Source organism: Desulfobaculum senezii (assembly GCF_054657395.1).
Map to the genome: position 1 here is coordinate 165,296 of NZ_BAAHYU010000004.1, position 15,877 is coordinate 181,172.

At 59.6% G+C, this 15,877-nt stretch carries 19 protein-coding genes; 1 reads left to right on the plus strand and 18 read right to left on the minus strand.

Annotated elements, in window-relative coordinates; translation table 11 throughout:
• Positions 1-142: 142 nt before the first annotated feature.
• The 14 genes from ACYQ2T_RS15630 to ACYQ2T_RS15695 form a co-directional block, all read right to left on the minus strand.
• Positions 143-451: an AzlD family protein gene (locus ACYQ2T_RS15630; protein WP_459901839.1), complete on the minus strand. Its 309-nt coding sequence runs from the start codon at positions 449-451 to the stop codon at positions 143-145.
• Complete coding sequence (locus ACYQ2T_RS15635; protein ID WP_459901840.1) at positions 438-1,130, minus strand: AzlC family ABC transporter permease; 693 nt, start codon at positions 1,128-1,130, stop codon at positions 438-440. Before ACYQ2T_RS15635 ends, ACYQ2T_RS15630 begins: the two co-directional genes overlap by 14 nt.
• Before the next feature lie 61 nt (positions 1,131-1,191).
• Positions 1,192-2,043 carry an AraC family transcriptional regulator gene (locus tag ACYQ2T_RS15640; RefSeq protein WP_459901841.1) on the minus strand — a complete coding sequence of 284 codons (852 nt, stop codon included), beginning with the start codon at positions 2,041-2,043 and terminating at the stop codon, positions 1,192-1,194.
• Positions 2,044-2,737: 694 nt separating this feature from the next.
• The gene (locus tag ACYQ2T_RS15645) at positions 2,738-3,748 is read right to left on the minus strand and encodes an IS30 family transposase (RefSeq protein ID WP_459899053.1); all 1,011 of its coding nucleotides are present in this window, start codon (positions 3,746-3,748) and stop codon (positions 2,738-2,740) included.
• A 520-nt stretch (positions 3,749-4,268) separates the two neighbouring features.
• Positions 4,269-5,258 (minus strand): ketol-acid reductoisomerase, encoded by a 990-nt coding sequence (ilvC, locus tag ACYQ2T_RS15650; protein ID WP_459901842.1) that lies wholly within the window; start codon positions 5,256-5,258, stop codon positions 4,269-4,271.
• A gap of 132 nt (positions 5,259-5,390) precedes the next feature.
• A complete protein-coding gene (gene ilvN, locus ACYQ2T_RS15655; protein ID WP_404845543.1) occupies positions 5,391-5,870 on the minus strand; it encodes an acetolactate synthase small subunit in 480 nt (159 codons plus the stop codon).
• 9 nt (positions 5,871-5,879) lie between these two features.
• Complete coding sequence (gene ilvB, locus ACYQ2T_RS15660; protein WP_459901843.1) at positions 5,880-7,577, minus strand: biosynthetic-type acetolactate synthase large subunit; 1,698 nt, start codon at positions 7,575-7,577, stop codon at positions 5,880-5,882.
• A 1-nt stretch (position 7,578) separates the two neighbouring features.
• On the minus strand, positions 7,579-7,806 hold the full coding sequence (locus tag ACYQ2T_RS15665) for a DUF465 domain-containing protein (protein WP_459901844.1): 228 nt from the start codon (positions 7,804-7,806) through the stop codon (positions 7,579-7,581).
• Between the two features lie 46 nt (positions 7,807-7,852).
• Complete coding sequence (locus ACYQ2T_RS15670) at positions 7,853-8,146, minus strand: DUF167 domain-containing protein (protein WP_459901845.1); 294 nt, start codon at positions 8,144-8,146, stop codon at positions 7,853-7,855.
• Positions 8,147-8,174: 28 nt separating this feature from the next.
• Complete coding sequence (locus ACYQ2T_RS15675; RefSeq protein WP_404845590.1) at positions 8,175-8,681, minus strand: DivIVA domain-containing protein; 507 nt, start codon at positions 8,679-8,681, stop codon at positions 8,175-8,177.
• A 15-nt stretch (positions 8,682-8,696) separates the two neighbouring features.
• The gene (locus ACYQ2T_RS15680) at positions 8,697-8,981 is read right to left on the minus strand and encodes a YggT family protein (protein ID WP_404845539.1); all 285 of its coding nucleotides are present in this window, start codon (positions 8,979-8,981) and stop codon (positions 8,697-8,699) included.
• 99 nt (positions 8,982-9,080) lie between these two features.
• Entirely contained in the window at positions 9,081-9,788 is a 708-nt protein-coding gene (locus ACYQ2T_RS15685) for an HAD family hydrolase (RefSeq protein ID WP_459901846.1), read from the minus strand.
• Between the two features lie 103 nt (positions 9,789-9,891).
• Positions 9,892-10,731, minus strand: a complete 840-nt coding sequence (locus ACYQ2T_RS15690; protein ID WP_459901847.1) for a hypothetical protein — start codon at positions 10,729-10,731, stop codon at positions 9,892-9,894.
• Positions 10,732-10,750: 19 nt separating this feature from the next.
• On the minus strand, positions 10,751-11,164 hold the full coding sequence (locus ACYQ2T_RS15695; RefSeq protein ID WP_404845536.1) for a hypothetical protein: 414 nt from the start codon (positions 11,162-11,164) through the stop codon (positions 10,751-10,753).
• A gap of 183 nt (positions 11,165-11,347) precedes the next feature.
• On the opposite strand from ACYQ2T_RS15695, the gene tatA reads away from it, so the two are divergent.
• Positions 11,348-11,545, plus strand: a complete 198-nt coding sequence (tatA, locus tag ACYQ2T_RS15700) for a twin-arginine translocase TatA/TatE family subunit (protein WP_404845535.1) — start codon at positions 11,348-11,350, stop codon at positions 11,543-11,545.
• 449 nt (positions 11,546-11,994) lie between these two features.
• Here the strand turns inward: tatA and ACYQ2T_RS15705 are convergent, their stop codons facing one another.
• The 4 genes from ACYQ2T_RS15705 to ACYQ2T_RS15720 form a co-directional block, all read right to left on the minus strand.
• Positions 11,995-12,570: a CDP-alcohol phosphatidyltransferase family protein gene (locus tag ACYQ2T_RS15705; RefSeq protein WP_459901848.1), complete on the minus strand. Its 576-nt coding sequence runs from the start codon at positions 12,568-12,570 to the stop codon at positions 11,995-11,997.
• 93 nt (positions 12,571-12,663) lie between these two features.
• Positions 12,664-13,506: a hypothetical protein gene (locus ACYQ2T_RS15710; RefSeq protein ID WP_459901849.1), complete on the minus strand. Its 843-nt coding sequence runs from the start codon at positions 13,504-13,506 to the stop codon at positions 12,664-12,666.
• 199 nt (positions 13,507-13,705) lie between these two features.
• Positions 13,706-14,893, minus strand: a complete 1,188-nt coding sequence (locus tag ACYQ2T_RS15715; protein ID WP_459901850.1) for an S-layer homology domain-containing protein — start codon at positions 14,891-14,893, stop codon at positions 13,706-13,708.
• A 36-nt stretch (positions 14,894-14,929) separates the two neighbouring features.
• Positions 14,930-15,862, minus strand: a complete 933-nt coding sequence (locus tag ACYQ2T_RS15720) for a hypothetical protein (RefSeq protein WP_459901851.1) — start codon at positions 15,860-15,862, stop codon at positions 14,930-14,932.
• Between the last annotated feature and the right edge of the window lie 15 nt (positions 15,863-15,877).

Genomic DNA, 15,877 nt, shown 5'->3' on the forward strand with positions numbered 1-15,877 from the left:
GGCGCAACACCACCACGGTTCGCCAGTCCTTCTGGCAAACCGGGTGGGTTGGCACACGCAAAAGCCGCACCGCACGGTCAGCCCTACGGGGCCGCCGCGCGATACGGCTTTGGGGGGGGGGATGGCCGGAGCCAAATAGTATTTAGGCGAGGAAGTAGCGTTGCCCGGCAACAACGGCCATGCCGACGAGCATTGCCACAAAGACGTTGCCGGTGCGCCATGCCACGAGGGCGGTCAAACCGGCGCCAGCGGCGCCGCCAACGCCTGCGGTAAAGACGGAGGGTCCGACGAGGGAGACGAGAATAGTCCCGGGCAGCGCGTCCATTACGCGGCGCATGCGCCCGGTCTGCGGCAAGCGCCCGGCAAGAAGCATCCCGCCCGCGCGCAGGGCGTAGGTCACGATGGCCGCCGCCAGCACGGCCGCCAAAGGCAGCCAATCATTGGGCAGCATGGGCGACCTCCTGCGGTTGACCAATTGCCGCCGTCAGCGCGCCGGAAACTGCGCCGATGACGATGTACCATTTCCCGGGCAACACTTCCGCGGCAAGGATGGAGACAGCAAGGGCCACAATCCATGGCAAGGCGTCTTCGTTTCCGCGCCACAGACTGACGGCAAGCGCGGTAAAGACCGCCGTAAAGGCAAAATCCAGCGCGAAGGCCTCCGGCGAGGACACCACAGCGCCGAAGCCCATCCCCACCATGGTTCCCGCGCACCACGCGCCAAGCACACACAGCCCCGCGCCGACCAGATAACTGACGGTAGCTTCGCCGCGGCGCAGCGCCGTCATAGTCACGGCCCAACTTTCGTCGGTGACAAGGTGCACGGCCAAAAACTGACGAATACGCGATGTGCTGTACAGAAGCGGCTGCATGGACGCCCCCGCCAACAGATAGCGGAGGTTGATGACCAACACGGCAATGGCCATCTCCAGCACGGGGAGCGGCTGGTTCCACATATCAATCATCACGAACTGCGACGAGCCCGCGAATATAAACACATTCATCGCCATGAGCGTGCCCCATGCAACGCTCTTCTGCGCGGCAAGCACACCCAGCACGCTGCCATATGCCGCCACACTGGCGGACACCGGGAGCGTGGCGCGCATACCCTGCATAAATCCATTCTGCATTACTGCCTCCTTGGGACCAAAGCTACGCCGCCGGCCCAAGGGTTTCTTGTACAAAATTGCTCTACCCGTTCAGTAATCGCCGGTATGCGCCCGGTGTGATGCCATGAATCGCCTTGAAGCGCCGCGTCATATGGCTTTGGTCCGTGAACCCAGCCAAAAGCGCGGCCTCGGCTGGGGCCGCGCCCCGCTCCAGCGCGCGCCGAGCCAGCTCAACGCGCCGCTGCACAAGGTACGCGTGCGGAGCCATCCCCGTCGCCGCCTTAAACGTCCGCAGCACATAATATTTCGATAACCCCGCGTATTCGGCCAGCGCATCCAGGCTCACCCCGGACGCCGCGTTGGCGTCCAAGTACTCCCGCAGCGTCGCCGCCATCCGGCCACTACCATCAATACGCGCCGCGCCATCCGCCCCGGCGTAGCGATTGAACAGGTCCCGCAAGCACAACACAAACCGCGACTGCGCCTCCAAAGCCTCGCTTTCCGGATTCTCCAGCATCCGCAGCGCCGATGTCAGGCGCGCCGCAAGCTCCGGGTCCGTCACATCTGGCGCATGAAAATACCGAGGCCGCTCCGCCCCCGGGACGTCCGCAAAAACATCACGGAGGACATCCTCGCCAACGTACACCGCGCGGTAGGTGTATCCCGTCTCCAGCGCCGCCTCGCCCGCGTGCACTTCGTCCGGGTTAATCGAAAATACCTTGCCCGGCTGGGCGTAGTGGTTATCGCCCTTATGGAAAAACCGCTGGACGCCACGCTCTACAGCGCCAATCACGTACTCCCCGTGCGTGTGGCGCTCATACGCGTACGATGTAAACGTCGCCCGCAACATCCGGACACCAGAGAACCCCGGCACCCAGAACATCCGCGCGTCGTTTACCTTGCCAGCTGGCTGCCCCGTCTTTCCGCCCGCCATCGCTCCTCTCCACCATTATAAATATGCCAATCGGCCAGCACCGCCATATGGACTGGCTGGCCGTGGTGGCGTTGCTCCACTTGTATTACCTCCGGTGGTTTAAGGATTTCATCCTTAAAAATCCTCTTATGGGGGAAACGCTCGGAAGTCATGCGAGTGGCACTGCACCATTCGCACACCACCCCCAAAACGCCCACCATATGGGGATTCTTAAGGGAATCATTCCCTTAAGTCGCCGAAGGCAAAAAAAGCCCCGCACAAGCACCGCCCGCCGCCACAAGGACGAGTCATCCGTGGTGGCGTTGCGCCACTTTTGTTACCTCCGGTGGTTTAAGGATTTCATCCTTAAAAATCCTCTTATGGGGGGGGACGCTCGGGAGTCATGCGAGTGGCACTGCACCATTCGCACACCACCCCAAAACGCCCACCATATGGGGATTCTTAAGGGAATCATTCCCTTAAGTCGCCGAAGGCAAAAAAGCCCCGCACAAGCACCGCCCGCCGCCACAAGGACTAGCCATCCGTGGTGGCGTTGCCCCACTTGTATTACCTCCGGTGGTTTAAGGATTTCATCCTTAAAAATCCTCTCATGGGGGAACGTCGGGAGTCATGCGAGTGGCACTGCACCGCTCACACACCACCCCAACAACGCCCACCATATGGGGATTCTTAAGGGAATCAGGTGAATTGCAATTCAAAACTGAACACAGCCCTCAAGCCCAAGCTGCTGCAGTTTTTCAATTGTCGAGCTATACCCAAACTTCTTGCGCGGCCTGTCTGCAAGCAGTCGGAGTTTATGTTTTAATTCAAATTCGCTTATTTTTCTGAAATCCATTTTGCGAGGGAAGAACTGCCGAAGTAATCCGTTTGTATTCTCATTCAGGCCACGTTCTTGTGGACACTGCGGGTGACAGAAATAGAATTTAGTCTCGTATTTCAACTGTAGGGCTTCATAGCCAAAGAACTCCGTACCTCTGTCAAGGGTCATAGTCCGTCTCAAGTCACCTGGAACATCCTTCATAAAACATTCCATAGCATGGGATACTGTAGCCTTTGACTTGTCCTTGCATCGATACGCTAAAGTAAGGCCGGTAAGACGTTCTACAAACGTGGCAATGAAACCTGTTCCTCTTTTTCCTGATATTAGGTCGCCTTCCCAGTCACCGAACCGAGCTCTTTCATCGACTACTGATGGACGCTGTTCAATGGAAGGCAAGGTGCGATTCACCTCTGCAGCGCTTCGGCTCTTGCCATGTCTAAAACTTCTTGTGCGTGCATGCTTCCGCCGAAGGTATTGCTTGTAGTGGACAAAATCTGTTCGAGGCGCACCCTTTGCTGGACAAATCTTATTGTAGATCGTTTTAAAGCTGATTCGCATTCGATGAGCAGTCGGGAAATCTTTTCTCAAACGGCCAACGATCTGTTCTGGAGACCAGCAGAAGCTGAGTTTTTCCTTAATATACGCATACAAAGCCGTATCTACAGGCTGGCGGTCTCTGTTGGCTCGAAGCCTACGTATCCGCGCTTTTTCCTGCGCCGACTTTGGAACATATCGCCCATCCTTCAAGCTGTTTCTCCGTACTTCCTGACTAATCGCTGAGGGGCTAAAGCCAAGAATATGGGCGATCTTTCGGATGCTCATGCCCTCAGAAAGTAATCGGGCTAGTATTTCGCGCTTCTCTAACGTAAGGTGTTTTTTGCCCATGCAGTTGCGCTCCCTTGTGGAGTTTTGGTCTGGTAACCAGCAGCTAGCATGGGCTTTTTTATTTGTTCAAGTCTGAGAAGGCGGCTTCCTGCCAAGTGTTCAGTTTTGGATTACAATCTGCCTCATTCCCTTAAGTCGCCGAAGGCAAAAAAGCCCCGCACAAGCACCGTCCGCCGCCACGAGGACGAGTCATCCGTGGTGGTGCTGCGCCACTTTTGTTACCTCCGGTGGTTTAAGGATTTCATCCTTAAAAATCCTCTTATGGGGGGGGAACGCTCGGGAGTCATGCGAGAGGCACTACACCATTCGCACACCACCCCAAAACGCCCACCATGTGGGGATTCTTAAGGGAATCATTCCCTTAAGTCGCCGAAGGCAAAAAAAGCCCCGCACAAGCACCGTCCGCCGCCACAAGGACCTCCCGCCTCGCAAAAGGAAAAAAGGCCGCGCTTCGTGCGAAGCGCGGCCTTGGTGCAGTCGGAGTCAGTCAATGCGGGGAGGCGTATTGCGTAGCGCGTCGCTATTTCTTGAGCCAGGACATCATGTCGCGCAGTTTTGCGCCAACTTTTTCAATGTCGTGGTCAGCGGTCTGCTTGCGCATGGCATGCATCTGCGCCTGTCCGGCGAGGTTCTCAAGGATGAATTCCTTGGCGAAACGGCCGTCCTGAATTTCGGCGAGGCACTTTTTCATCTCGACTTTGGTGTCGTCGGTAACGATGCGCGGTCCGCGGGTGAAGTCGCCGTACTCGGCGGTATCGGAAATGGAGTGGCGCATGTTGGCGAGGCCGCCCTCGTAGATGAGGTCGACGATGAGCTTCACTTCGTGCAGGCACTCGAAGTAGGCAACTTCGGGCTGATAGCCAGCCTCGACGAGGGTCTCGAAGCCCTTCTGAATGAGCTGGGTCAGACCGCCGCACAGGACGACCTGTTCACCGAAGAGGTCGGTTTCGGTCTCTTCCTTGAAGGTAGTTTCCATCACGCCGGAGCGAGCGCCGCCGATGCCCTTGGCGTACGCGAGGGCGATGTCCTTGGCTTTGCCGGAGGCATCCTGATGCACGGCGTAAAGGCAGGGAACGCCGCCGCCTTCGGTGTAGACGCGGCGGACGAGATGGCCGGGGCCCTTGGGGGCGACCATGACGACGTCCACGTCTGCGGGCGGAACAATCTGGCCGTAATGGATGTTGAAACCATGGGCGAAGAACAGGACGTTGCCGGGCTTGAGATTCGGCAGAATGTCGTTCTGGTAAACCTTGGCCTGCACCTGATCGGGCAGAAGAATCATGATGACGTCGGCCTTGGCCGCGGCGTCAGCGGCGGACATGGGCTCGAAGCCGTGTTCTTTGGCAAGCTCGTAGTTGGCGCCACCAGGACGCTGGCCGATGATGACATCAAGGCCGGAGTCGCGGAGGTTCTGGGCGTGTGCGTGGCCCTGGCTGCCATAGCCGATGACGGCGATGGTTTTGCCTTTCAGGAGCTCAAGGTTTGCGTCCTGCTCGTAGTAGATCTGCATTGGTATCCTCTTTTTCCGTTTTGCGTTTGTTCCCCTATTCGGAGACGAGAAATCAGCCACCGGCACCCCCCGGCGACTGATTCCGTAAAATCAAAGGACGTTGGGCTGGTCCTCCCAGCCCAAGTGGGGAGGTTACTGCATGCTCCGCCGCATGGCAACCGTTCCTGTGCGGGCAATTTCCTTAATCCCAAATCGCTGGAGCATATTCAGGATGGCGCGAACCTTGTCCGTGGTGCCGGTGGCCTCAATGGTCATTTCGTCGGGGCTGACGTCTACGACCTTGCAGCGGAATATGTCGGTAATTCGTAGTATCTCCGCGCGGCTGGACTCGGCGGCGTTGACCTTGAGGAGGATCATTTCGCGTTCGACGGAGGTGTGCTCCGACATATCCACCACTTTGATAACGGTGACCAGCTTGCGCAGTTGCTTGATGATTTGCTCAATGATGGCGTCTTCGCCAACGGTGGCAATGGTCATGAGCGAAACGCCGGGTTCAAGGGTTGGGCCGACGTTGAGGGACTCGATATTAAAGCCCCTGCCGCTGAACAGCCCGGACACACGGGAGAGCACACCGGGTTCATTTTCCACCAGAATACTGAGTACGTGTCGCATCCGTTCCCCCTAGACCAACAGCATTTCGTTCAGCGATGCGCCCGCCGGAACCATGGGATACACGTTTTCCTCCTTGGAGACGGCAATGTCCACAACCACGGTCTTGGGCAGCGCGAGGGCTTCCTCAAGCATGGGGCGAAGCTCGCCCGGCTTGGTGATGCGATAGCCCGACGCACCGTAGGCCTCGGCAAGGCGCACAAAGTCCGGGGCGTAGTCCATGCAGGTGGAGCAGTAATTCTTGGCGTAGAAGAGTTCCTGCCACTGCCGCACCATACCCAGATAACCATTGTTCAGGATGATGATCTTAATGGGCAGTCCGTAGCAGACGGCGGTTGCCATTTCTTGGATATTCATCTGGATGGAGCCGTCACCGGCAATATCGAGGACGAGTTCGCCGGGGAAGGCGACCTGAGCGCCTATGGCTGCGGGAAACCCGAAGCCCATAGTGCCCAGGCCGCCGGATGTGAGCAGTGTCCGCGGGCGGCGATAGCGGAAAAACTGCGCCGCCCACATCTGGTTTTGTCCCACTTCTGTGGTGACAATGGCGTTGCCGCCGGTAATGTCATACAGCGTTTCCACAACCTGCTGCGGCTTGATGTCTGCACCATCCTTGCCGTTGTAGGTCAGCGGATGCCGTTTGGCCCAGTCCGAGACGCGCTCCAGCCATGGAACGTGCTCTTCCAGAACCTCCTCGGCGATGATACCGGCTTCAACTTCTTTTTTCAGGGCATTCAGCGTCGCGGCGCAGTCGGCCACGATGGGAACATCCACAAGCACATTCTTGCGGATGGACGTTGGGTCAACGTCGATATGGATAATCTTAGCATTCGAGGCGAATGTGGAGAGCTTGCCTGTTACGCGGTCATCAAAGCGCGCTCCCACGGCGATGAGCAGGTCGCATTCCTGCACCGCACGGTTGGCGGCGTAGGTCCCGTGCATGCCCAGCATGCCGAGGAACAACTCATCATCACCGGGAAACGCCCCAAGGCCCATCAGCGTGGTAGTGACCGGAATACGCATTTTGCGCGCCAGCCACGTCAACTCTTCGTACGCATTGGAGCTGATGACACCGCCGCCAACGTACAACAACGGGCGCTGCGCCTCGCGCACAAGCTCGAAGGCGCGCACAAGCTGTTTTCTGTTTGGCTCGACGGTGGGCTTGTAGCTCCGCATGCAGCAGGTTTCGGGATAGGAGAATTCCGTCTTGGCCTGCATCACGTCCTTGGGCAAGTCGACGAGCACCGGACCGGGACGACCGGTACGGGCGAGGTAGAAGGCCTCTTTGATAACGCGCGCAAGGTCGCGGACGTCTTTGACGAGGTAGTTATGCTTGGTGCATGGGCGGGTGATGCCCACGATGTCGACTTCCTGAAAGGCGTCGTTACCGATGAGGTTGGACGGAACCTGCCCGGTGAAGATAACCACGGGGATGGAGTCCATATAGGCATTGGCGATGCCGGTCACGGTGTTGGTGGCACCGGGACCGGACGTAACGAGGCACACGCCGACCTTGCCAGTCGCACGGGCGTAGCCGTCCGCGGCATGGATCGCGCCCTGCTCATGGCGGACGAGATAGTGCGTGATTTCAGGATGGTTAGGGATTTCATCGTAAATGTCGATGACAGCCCCACCGGGAAAGCCAAAAATGCTTTCCACGTTTTCCTGTTTCATACTCTCCAGCAGAATCTGCGCCCCGGTCAGCTCCATATCAGCCCTCCGCTGTGGCCCGGTCTATGATGCTCTGCAACTTGGTCTTGCCAGCAAGCTTTTTCTTTTTCAGGTCCTTTATAACTCGCATTTCTTCGGGTGAGTGGTAGGCTTTCTTCTCAAGCTTTTCGAGCTGCTTTTCATAAAGCTGATGCTCTTCCCAGAGAATCTTGACTTCAGAATTGTTTTCAGCAAGCCTCGTGATCAATTCATGATCCTTCCTTTCCATGAGCCTACTCCTTTTGACTTATGGTTCCTATCGTCTCCTCCGAGGCCTACTGTGGCCAAGGGGGTTCGGATCCTGCTTCAACAATCACTGTCTTCCGTCGGCTTTTTTCGCCTTTTTCAATGTGTACGCGGCCCTTTTTGACGCCAAGCTCGGCGGCGATGAACGCCGTGAGGGCTTTGTTGGCCTTGTTCTCGACGGCCGGGGCCATCAGGCGGACCTTGAGGCAACCGTCGTGGATGCCCTCCACGGTGTTCTTTTTGGCCCCGGGCTGCACCCAGATGGACAGCGCCCAGCTTTCGTCAGAGACCTTACGCACATATACCGGAAGCGAATCTTCCAAACCGTTCCCCGATACGCAAAAAGGCGGACTAAGCGCCCGCCTTTTTGATAAACTTGAGTTTCTGCTCAGCAGCGTCGAGCGATTCTTCTTCCTCCTTGTCGAGCTCCAACATGCGTAGGTGCGCGTCAAGTATGGACCGAAGCTTTACCTCGAACTGCGTGCGCTGTTTCTTCAGTTCCGAGATGTCGCCGTGGATTTGCGCAAGGCGGTTGTGCGCCTGATTAAGGAGCACTTCGCCCTTGGCGTTGGCGGCGTCGATGATAAGCTGGGCTTCCTTCTGCGCGGTGGCTTTCATGTCGTCCACCATGCGCTGTGTGGTTACCAGAGTGTCGCGCAGGGTCTGTTCGCGCCCCTTGTGCTCCTCCAGCGCATGCTCCAGCGAGGCAACACGGGCATCCAGCGCCTTGTTTGCCTCGGACAGTGCGCCCAGAGAGTCCGCAACCTCCTGCAGGAAGGCATCAACCTCCGCGCAGGTGTACCCACGAAATGAACGCCCAAACGTCTTGTTGAGAACATCGATTTTAGAAACCGCCATCATGAACTCCTTTGCCTACATCATAAGCATGGGGAAATAGCCCCTGACGACGTGCTCCAAGAAGAATATGGCAAAAAGCACGACAATCGGCGAAAGGTCCACACCGCCAACAAAGACAAACGGCAGCCACTTGCGAACGCGGTAAAACACCGGCTCCGTGGCGGAACGCAGAAAACGCACAATGGGATTGTAAGGATCGGGACGCACCCACGTGATGAGTGCAGAAATGATGACAATCCACTTGTAGAGGTTCAGAACCATGAGAAGTATGTAAATCAATCCGCTTACTATCGGACCCATCTTTCCTCCGAAAAAACCTTCCGCATTTCAGCTATGCTGGGGAGTTGCGGGTTAAAGAATTGTTGGCACATCCACCCTCAACTAGCAAGGGTTATTTTTCTACGCCTCACAGTGCGGACGGGTGCACCGCGTACCAAGCACTCCGCCTTCGCGTGCGGCATGCACGATACGGCGGCGCAGGCTCCAAAAATCGCGCAGATACATCTGCGCCTGAAGCGACTCATTACCATACGCCCAGAAGGGAACGCCAACAGCGCCAGCCACTTGTGCATCGAGCTCGGTGTCGCCAATATACGCCATTTCGTGCGGGGCTATGTTCCACGCCTCAAGAATGCGGTGCATGCCCTCGGGATGCGGCTTGGGCGCAACAATACGGGCCGTCATCACCGGGTCAAAGAACTGCGTCATGCCAAACTTTTCCAGCACCAGTTCCATGGTGTTGGTTCTGTTGGTATACACGCCCATCTTCAGCCCGGCGGCGCGCAGCGTGCCGAGGAGTTCATACAGGCCGTCCTCCGGCACCATGCTGGGAATAAGCTCGGTATAGTCGATGCCCTTCCACACGGTCAGCGCCTCATCCAGCCGCCCTTCCGGGGCGATGTGGGCGATGGATTCACGAACGGCGTGGGCGTGGACGTAGTCCTCCTGCCCCTTGTCCATGGGCGGCAGTCCCATCCGGTCGAGAATCAGGTTGTAGAAGCGCATATTGAGGGCCCGCGTATCAAACATGACGCCGTCGCAATCAAAAACGACGCCCTTGAGACCACGCAAAAAGTCCAGCCCACAAAAATCATTGCAGATAAACATGAACAATCGTCCTTGTCCGTCTTGTCGCGCGCTGGGGCGCGACGTTGTGCCGTGGCGGCAGCAAGTGCGCCGCCCGCCAGAGCTCTGTCAGATGTGGTGAAAACTACCCGCGCAGGACCACAAGCATGGTCCGGTCGCCCGCAAGCCACGCACTGCCCTCGGGGAGCTTGGCGCGTAGGGACAGCTGATAGCCGGGCGCAACCAGCTGAGCCAGCCGCTCGCCCTCAGCAAGGGGCACATCCTGCACGGCTTCGGCCAGTTCCGGCGTCGGGTCGGTAAAGGTCAGCCCCGCGTCCACCCATTCGTCAATGACGGCCTGTTCGCGGACGAAAAGCACCGTCTGTTCGGGCAAAAGGCGGAGCATAGCTTCCAGCACGGGCTTCCACACACCGTTTTCGGCGTAGGGAGCCACCTCGCCAAGCGGGGCGAACACGTCGGCATCAAGGTGATCGATCTCGTCGCGGTCGTCCGGGTCCAGCCCAACGGTTTCGTCGAACATCTCCCAAACCTTGTCCAGACCGGCATCAAGGGACGACAGCTCGCGGTAGCGCTGCTCGCGCAGCCATGCAAGGAGCAAAACGCCCTGCGCCTTGGCCGCGCCGGAAGCCGCCGCATCGTCTGCCTCGGCCTTTTCCGCGCGGGGAGCCTCCATGGCCATCAGTTCGCTGGCGATGTCCATGGTCGAACCGGTGAAGAAATCCTCGTGCGTGGCGCTGTGGGCGCGCAGGTCGCCGGGCTTTTGAAACAGTTCGGCGTAGCCCGTGGTTTGCCCCAGCCAGCCCATGGCGTCCTGCCGGGACAGGGGCAGGCCCTGCGGCATGAGGTAGCGTCCGTCTGCGGGGTCGGCCAAGCCGGGATCAAAAAACTTGATGGTGGCGGGATACTGCGCGCCTTCCGGGGCATGCATTTCCGGGAAAAAGAGAATATCGCGGGTCAATTCCATTCGTGCTCTCTCTTGCGGGTCATGATTCGTCGTCATGGGGGGCGGTATCTCGGGCGGCATTGGGCGGCAGGCGAAAGTACGTACACTGGCCCCCACACTTCGGCAGGGCCTTCAGGCACAGAAATCCCAAGGCAAAGGCGCATCCCGGCACGCTGTCGGCCTCGCCGGGGCGAAAGTCCGGACACTCGCACCCGCCCTGCGCGTAGCGCGTCAGGCGCGAATGCCAAATGCGCGAGGCCATTTCCTCATCCAGATGAAAGGCCTCGGCCCTATCAAGGAACGTATCGTATTCGGCCTCAAGGTCGACAAGCGCCTTGCACCGGAATTCATCGTGGTAGCCGGGATTCAACACCTCTTTATACATGCAGCACCCAAGACGGAAGAAGACACACTTGTCTCCGGGCAATCTGCGGACCTTGGTATCATCTCCCACGCTGCACTCCCCTCTCGCCAAAAATATCGCAAAATCGCGCCAGCCATTGCTGGCGTCCCTCAAAATCTTTCAGGTATCCTGCGAAATATCAAGCAAATTCCAAAGCCGGGCGAGGCTCCCCCGTCTTGACCTTGGTTTTCCGCGCGTGTATAGCCACTGACAATACTCACACGGAGGCATCACATGATCGGCGGATTAGGAATTTGGGAACTCCTGATTATTCTCGTAATCGTGCTGGTAATCTTCGGCGCCAAGAAACTGCCGGAAATCGGCGGTGGTATTGGTCAGGCCATTCAGAACTTTAAGAAGGCCACGTCCGAACCCAGCGAAATTGACGTAACCCCAAAAGAGGAAAAGGAAGAAGACAAGGACAAGGCCTAAGGTCGTCGTCTTCGTTTCTCTCTTTTTTCCGCGTATAAATAAAACCCGGACGACTCCACGCCGTCCGGGTTTTATTTATCCTGCCTGCTCTTTCCCGTCCAGAGCGCTGTGACGGGCCACAATCCGCCGAAAGCCTCCGCGCGCACGCTGCCTCTGCCCGGCGCAAGGCATATCTCCGGGCAGTTGCCCACGCCGCCGCGCCGCGTCCGCCGCATTCAGCCCCGGCATGCCTCCCAAGCATGGCGCATTGTTCGCCGCGCCTCAGGCTCTGCCCCTTCGATGGGCAAAAAATCATTCCGTCGTCACATCCAGCGCGTCCGGCGCGGAGTACGGCCACTTCCGTGCACCGCGCCCGAGCGCCCCGCCGTACACTGCCCGCCTCGCCCTTGCGCTCCACCACGCCGCAGATTCAGCACCCTGTCGCCCTCCCCGGCCGCAAATGCGCCGCGCTACTCTGTTCCGTCGCCATTGGCGGGGAACAAGGAAAGGCCGCGCAGGACGTAATCTATACCCGTCAGTACGGTCAAAATCCCCACAGCATAGGTCAGAATCAGAATCGGCAGGGGCATGGCGTACCAGCCCGCATGCTGCACCAGCACCATAAAGGTGATGAGAATCTGCCCGGTGGTGTTGAGCTTGCTCATGAATGACGGACGAATCTCGTCATGGATGTCCACACCCCAAAACGTCAGCAGGGCCAGTCCGCCCACGATAATAAGGTCGCGGCTGATAACCAGCACCACCAGCCACGAGGGCACCCACTCCGCAACGCCCATGCACAAAAATGCCGCCGTCAGCAGCACTTTGTCCGCCAAGGGGTCCAGCATGGCCCCGAGGTGGGTGCGTTGATGCAGCACACGCGCAAGCAGCCCGTCCGCCGCATCCGTCACGCCCGCCAGTGTAAAAAAGGCGCACGCCACGTCCACACGGCCGTTCAAAAAGGCCATCACGAATCCCGGTGTCAGCAGGATGCGCAGGACGGTGAGTATATTGGGAATGGTCCAGTTGCTCTGGTAAAACGGCATAGCCTTCCCCGATTATGAAATGGTGAATACGGGCGCCCGCTTTCGTCGCGGACGCCCATATACGACAACTCATTCATAATACAGGGAATCAGATTAAGGCAAGGCGTCAAAGCTATAGGAAAGCCCACGGGGAGGGAGATATTCGTCGAGACGTGCCTTCAGCGCCTCGCGGTCGAGTGTAGCCACGCGCCATGTGGCGGCAATGCCGTCTGGCAGCATATGCACTTCGGTGAGGTCGGCGGATTCCAGCGCCTTGTCCCACGAGCGCAGCTCCGCATCAAAGGCCTTGGCACCGTCGGGAGCGTACCAGCCCTGAATGATGAGCGTCAGGGACGAGACCAGCCCGGCGTCGGCACCGGGGCGGGTAAAGAAATGGCCCCACAGGCGGTCCCACATGAGGGTCAGGCCCTTGTCGGCCTCAATCCAGAAGTCGTCGTCCTGACTCAGGCGGCCGGTCCAGACGCCTTCGGCGTCGCGGCTGATTTGCAAAAGCGGAGACGCCCCGCTGCGCACGCGAACGCCGGTAAAGCGCTGCAAGCGGCCAAGGTCGTCCCACGCATCGGATGCGCCATCCGTCAGGTGAATGTCAAAGGCCTGCGGCGTGGCGACGGTGTAGAACACGCCAAGGCGCTTGAGTTCCTTTTTCAGGGCGGGGCGGTTGACCGTCACATCAAGGCGCAGGGTCTTCATGGTGCCCTGCTCGTCCTCGGTGACATCAAGGCCGCGTTCGGAGTAGCTGAGCACGTAGTCCCATGCCTTATCCAAAAGCCGCTGACGGAGCATATTCACACGCTCCTCGTCCAGCTCGCCGGGCAGGAGCGACAGGGCATCCTGCACCACGGCGCGGCCAAGCCCGGCCTGCAACGCGCCGGAGCGGCTGGTGATGACGGCGTCCTCCGCATCTGGCCGCCACGCGACGCTGACCTCGCCAGCCATGGCGGGGCCACTCCACATAGCGGCCGCGAACAGGGCCGCACACAACAGGATTCCAAGTAAAGTGCGATGATACTTCATGACCGATGTCGATTACACCCTTTCGTGTTGAATGAAAAGCGGCGCGGCAGCGGAAGGTTCCGTAGCCGCGCCGTATGATTTTTGTGAAAGACTTGCCCCGCACTGCGGGGCCTCTAAAGCGCTATTCAAAGAGCCGCAGTTCATGCCGCAGGCGCTGCACCGCGCCAAGGGCCTCCACGCCGGACAGCCGCCCGAGGGGACGGAACGCGCCGGTGCGGATATCGGCCTGCATCACGCCACGCGTGGTGCACAGCATAATGGCGTTAAAGGCCGAATGGTCGCCGCGAACATCCGGGAAATGGCTTTCTTGCCCGATGTAGCGGGTGGCGAGGGCCTTGTCGCCCGTGGCGCGTACGATAATGTCCTCAAACACCATGGCCGCCTCCGCGCGGGTCACCGTCGCCTGCGGGCGGAAGGTGCGGTCCGGATACAGGTCCAGCCCCTTCACGCCGTAATGGAGCACCTTTTCGATGTCCGCGCGCAGGGGGTGGCCGTCGATGTCGCGCACTGCGGCCTCAACGTCAAGGGCCACGGCGGCGCGGCTCTGGTCCGGCGTCTGGAAGGACTTGTCCATAACGCTCTGCGTGCGGGAGTAGAAGCGCTTCACGCGAAGCTCCTCCACCAGCAGCGCGGCAAGGTCGGCGCGGGTGATGGTCCGCAGCAGGGCAATGCGCTTGCCCACCACGGTGCCGGGCGCGGCGCGGTTGGCCGCCTGCACCACTTCCCAACGGGCGCGGGCGCGCTCCTCGTAGCCGTGCTTCATCTCCAGCACGCGGTGGAACATCACCTCGGCGGCGCGCAGTTCCAGCGCGTCCACGTACGCCTCGCCCGTCCAGTAGTACAGAGCGGCATTCTCCGGGGCGATTTCCGAGGCGTCGGCAAACACGTCGTCCACGCCTTCGATAAAGTCATCCCGGTCCATCCGGCCTGCGGCGTAGAGCGCGGCGCGGGAGCGGATGTCCAGAATGTACGGCCACAGCTGGACCGCAACGGGCATGTCGTCGTCCACTTCGTCGTAGGCGTCGTCGATAGAGTCTTCGGCGGCGTCCTCGTCGCCGGACAGCGCGGCAAGGTAGCCCATCCCGGCGAGGGCGGGCGGATATTCATCGTCAATCTGCAGCGCCAGCTCAAACTGCACGGTGGCGCCGGTGATATCACCGTCGTCCAGCAGTTCAATGCCGTTGTTGAAATGGTGCAAAGGGCTGTCCCACATGCCCGAGGGCGTGCGCGCATCCTTGCCGCCGCAACCGGCCAGCGCAAGGGCGGCAACCGCCAGAAGACAGGCTAAAACGCGTCGATATTTCGTCATAATGATTCCCCGGTATACTTGGTGAGCAGTAGCGGTTTAGTCGAGAACGAGCACCACGTGGCACTGGGCAAGGTACTTCCACTCGCTGTTGGTGGCGCGGATATCCTCGGCCGCGGCATTGGCGATGACCACATCGGTCCCGGCCTTGCCGGACACGCGAAGCGCCTTCACCACGCGCGGATTGTCGCCCGCACGGCGGGCCACGGCGCCGCCTTCCGGCTCCTTGGCGTACCCGGCCATGCCCTGCTTGATGGCGTAGCCGCGCTTGACGGCGGCAGTGCCGTAAACCTCGCGCCCGTCCTCGTCCAAAATGCGGGGGCTCATGGCCGGACGCAGGCCCAGCCCGCGCGCATCCACCACCAGCCCGGTGACGGGGCGCGCGTCCGCTGCGGCCTTGGCCTCGGCCATGGGGTCACCCTCGGCTGTGGCATTCTCCGCTTGGGCCGCCTCTGCAGGGACCTGCGGCTCTGCCACGGCGGGCGCGGGACGCTGAATGTTGAACTCCGACGCCTTGGGCAGAATAACGTCCGCCACACCGCCGCGCAGCCGCAGCCCCACGGTCACCTCCACGGAGCCGTCAGACATATAGGCCGTGTCCAAAATTTGGGAATTCTGCAAATAGCCGCGCAGATGCGCCACCACAACGTCGCTGGCGACCATGAAGTTCTCCACCGTGGTGGTGGAGTCAATCTGCACGCCCTTAAGGAGTTCCAGCAGATTGCGCCGCGCAATGACCGTAGCCGCGCGCAGCGCCATGCCGCGCAGCTGCGCCTGATTCGCCCCGCTCTCCGGCGGCGCGCCAATACCCTTTGCCGTGATGAGGCCGGTCTGCCAATTCACGGAGCCTTGTTCCGCTTCCTGCACATAGGGCGCGCCCTGCGTCGTCTGTGTGGTCTGCGCCATCGCCGCAGAAGCCACGAGACACACCACCAGCGCCGCCATCGTTAAGGCCCATGCCATCCGTCTCATACGATGCTCTCCTCG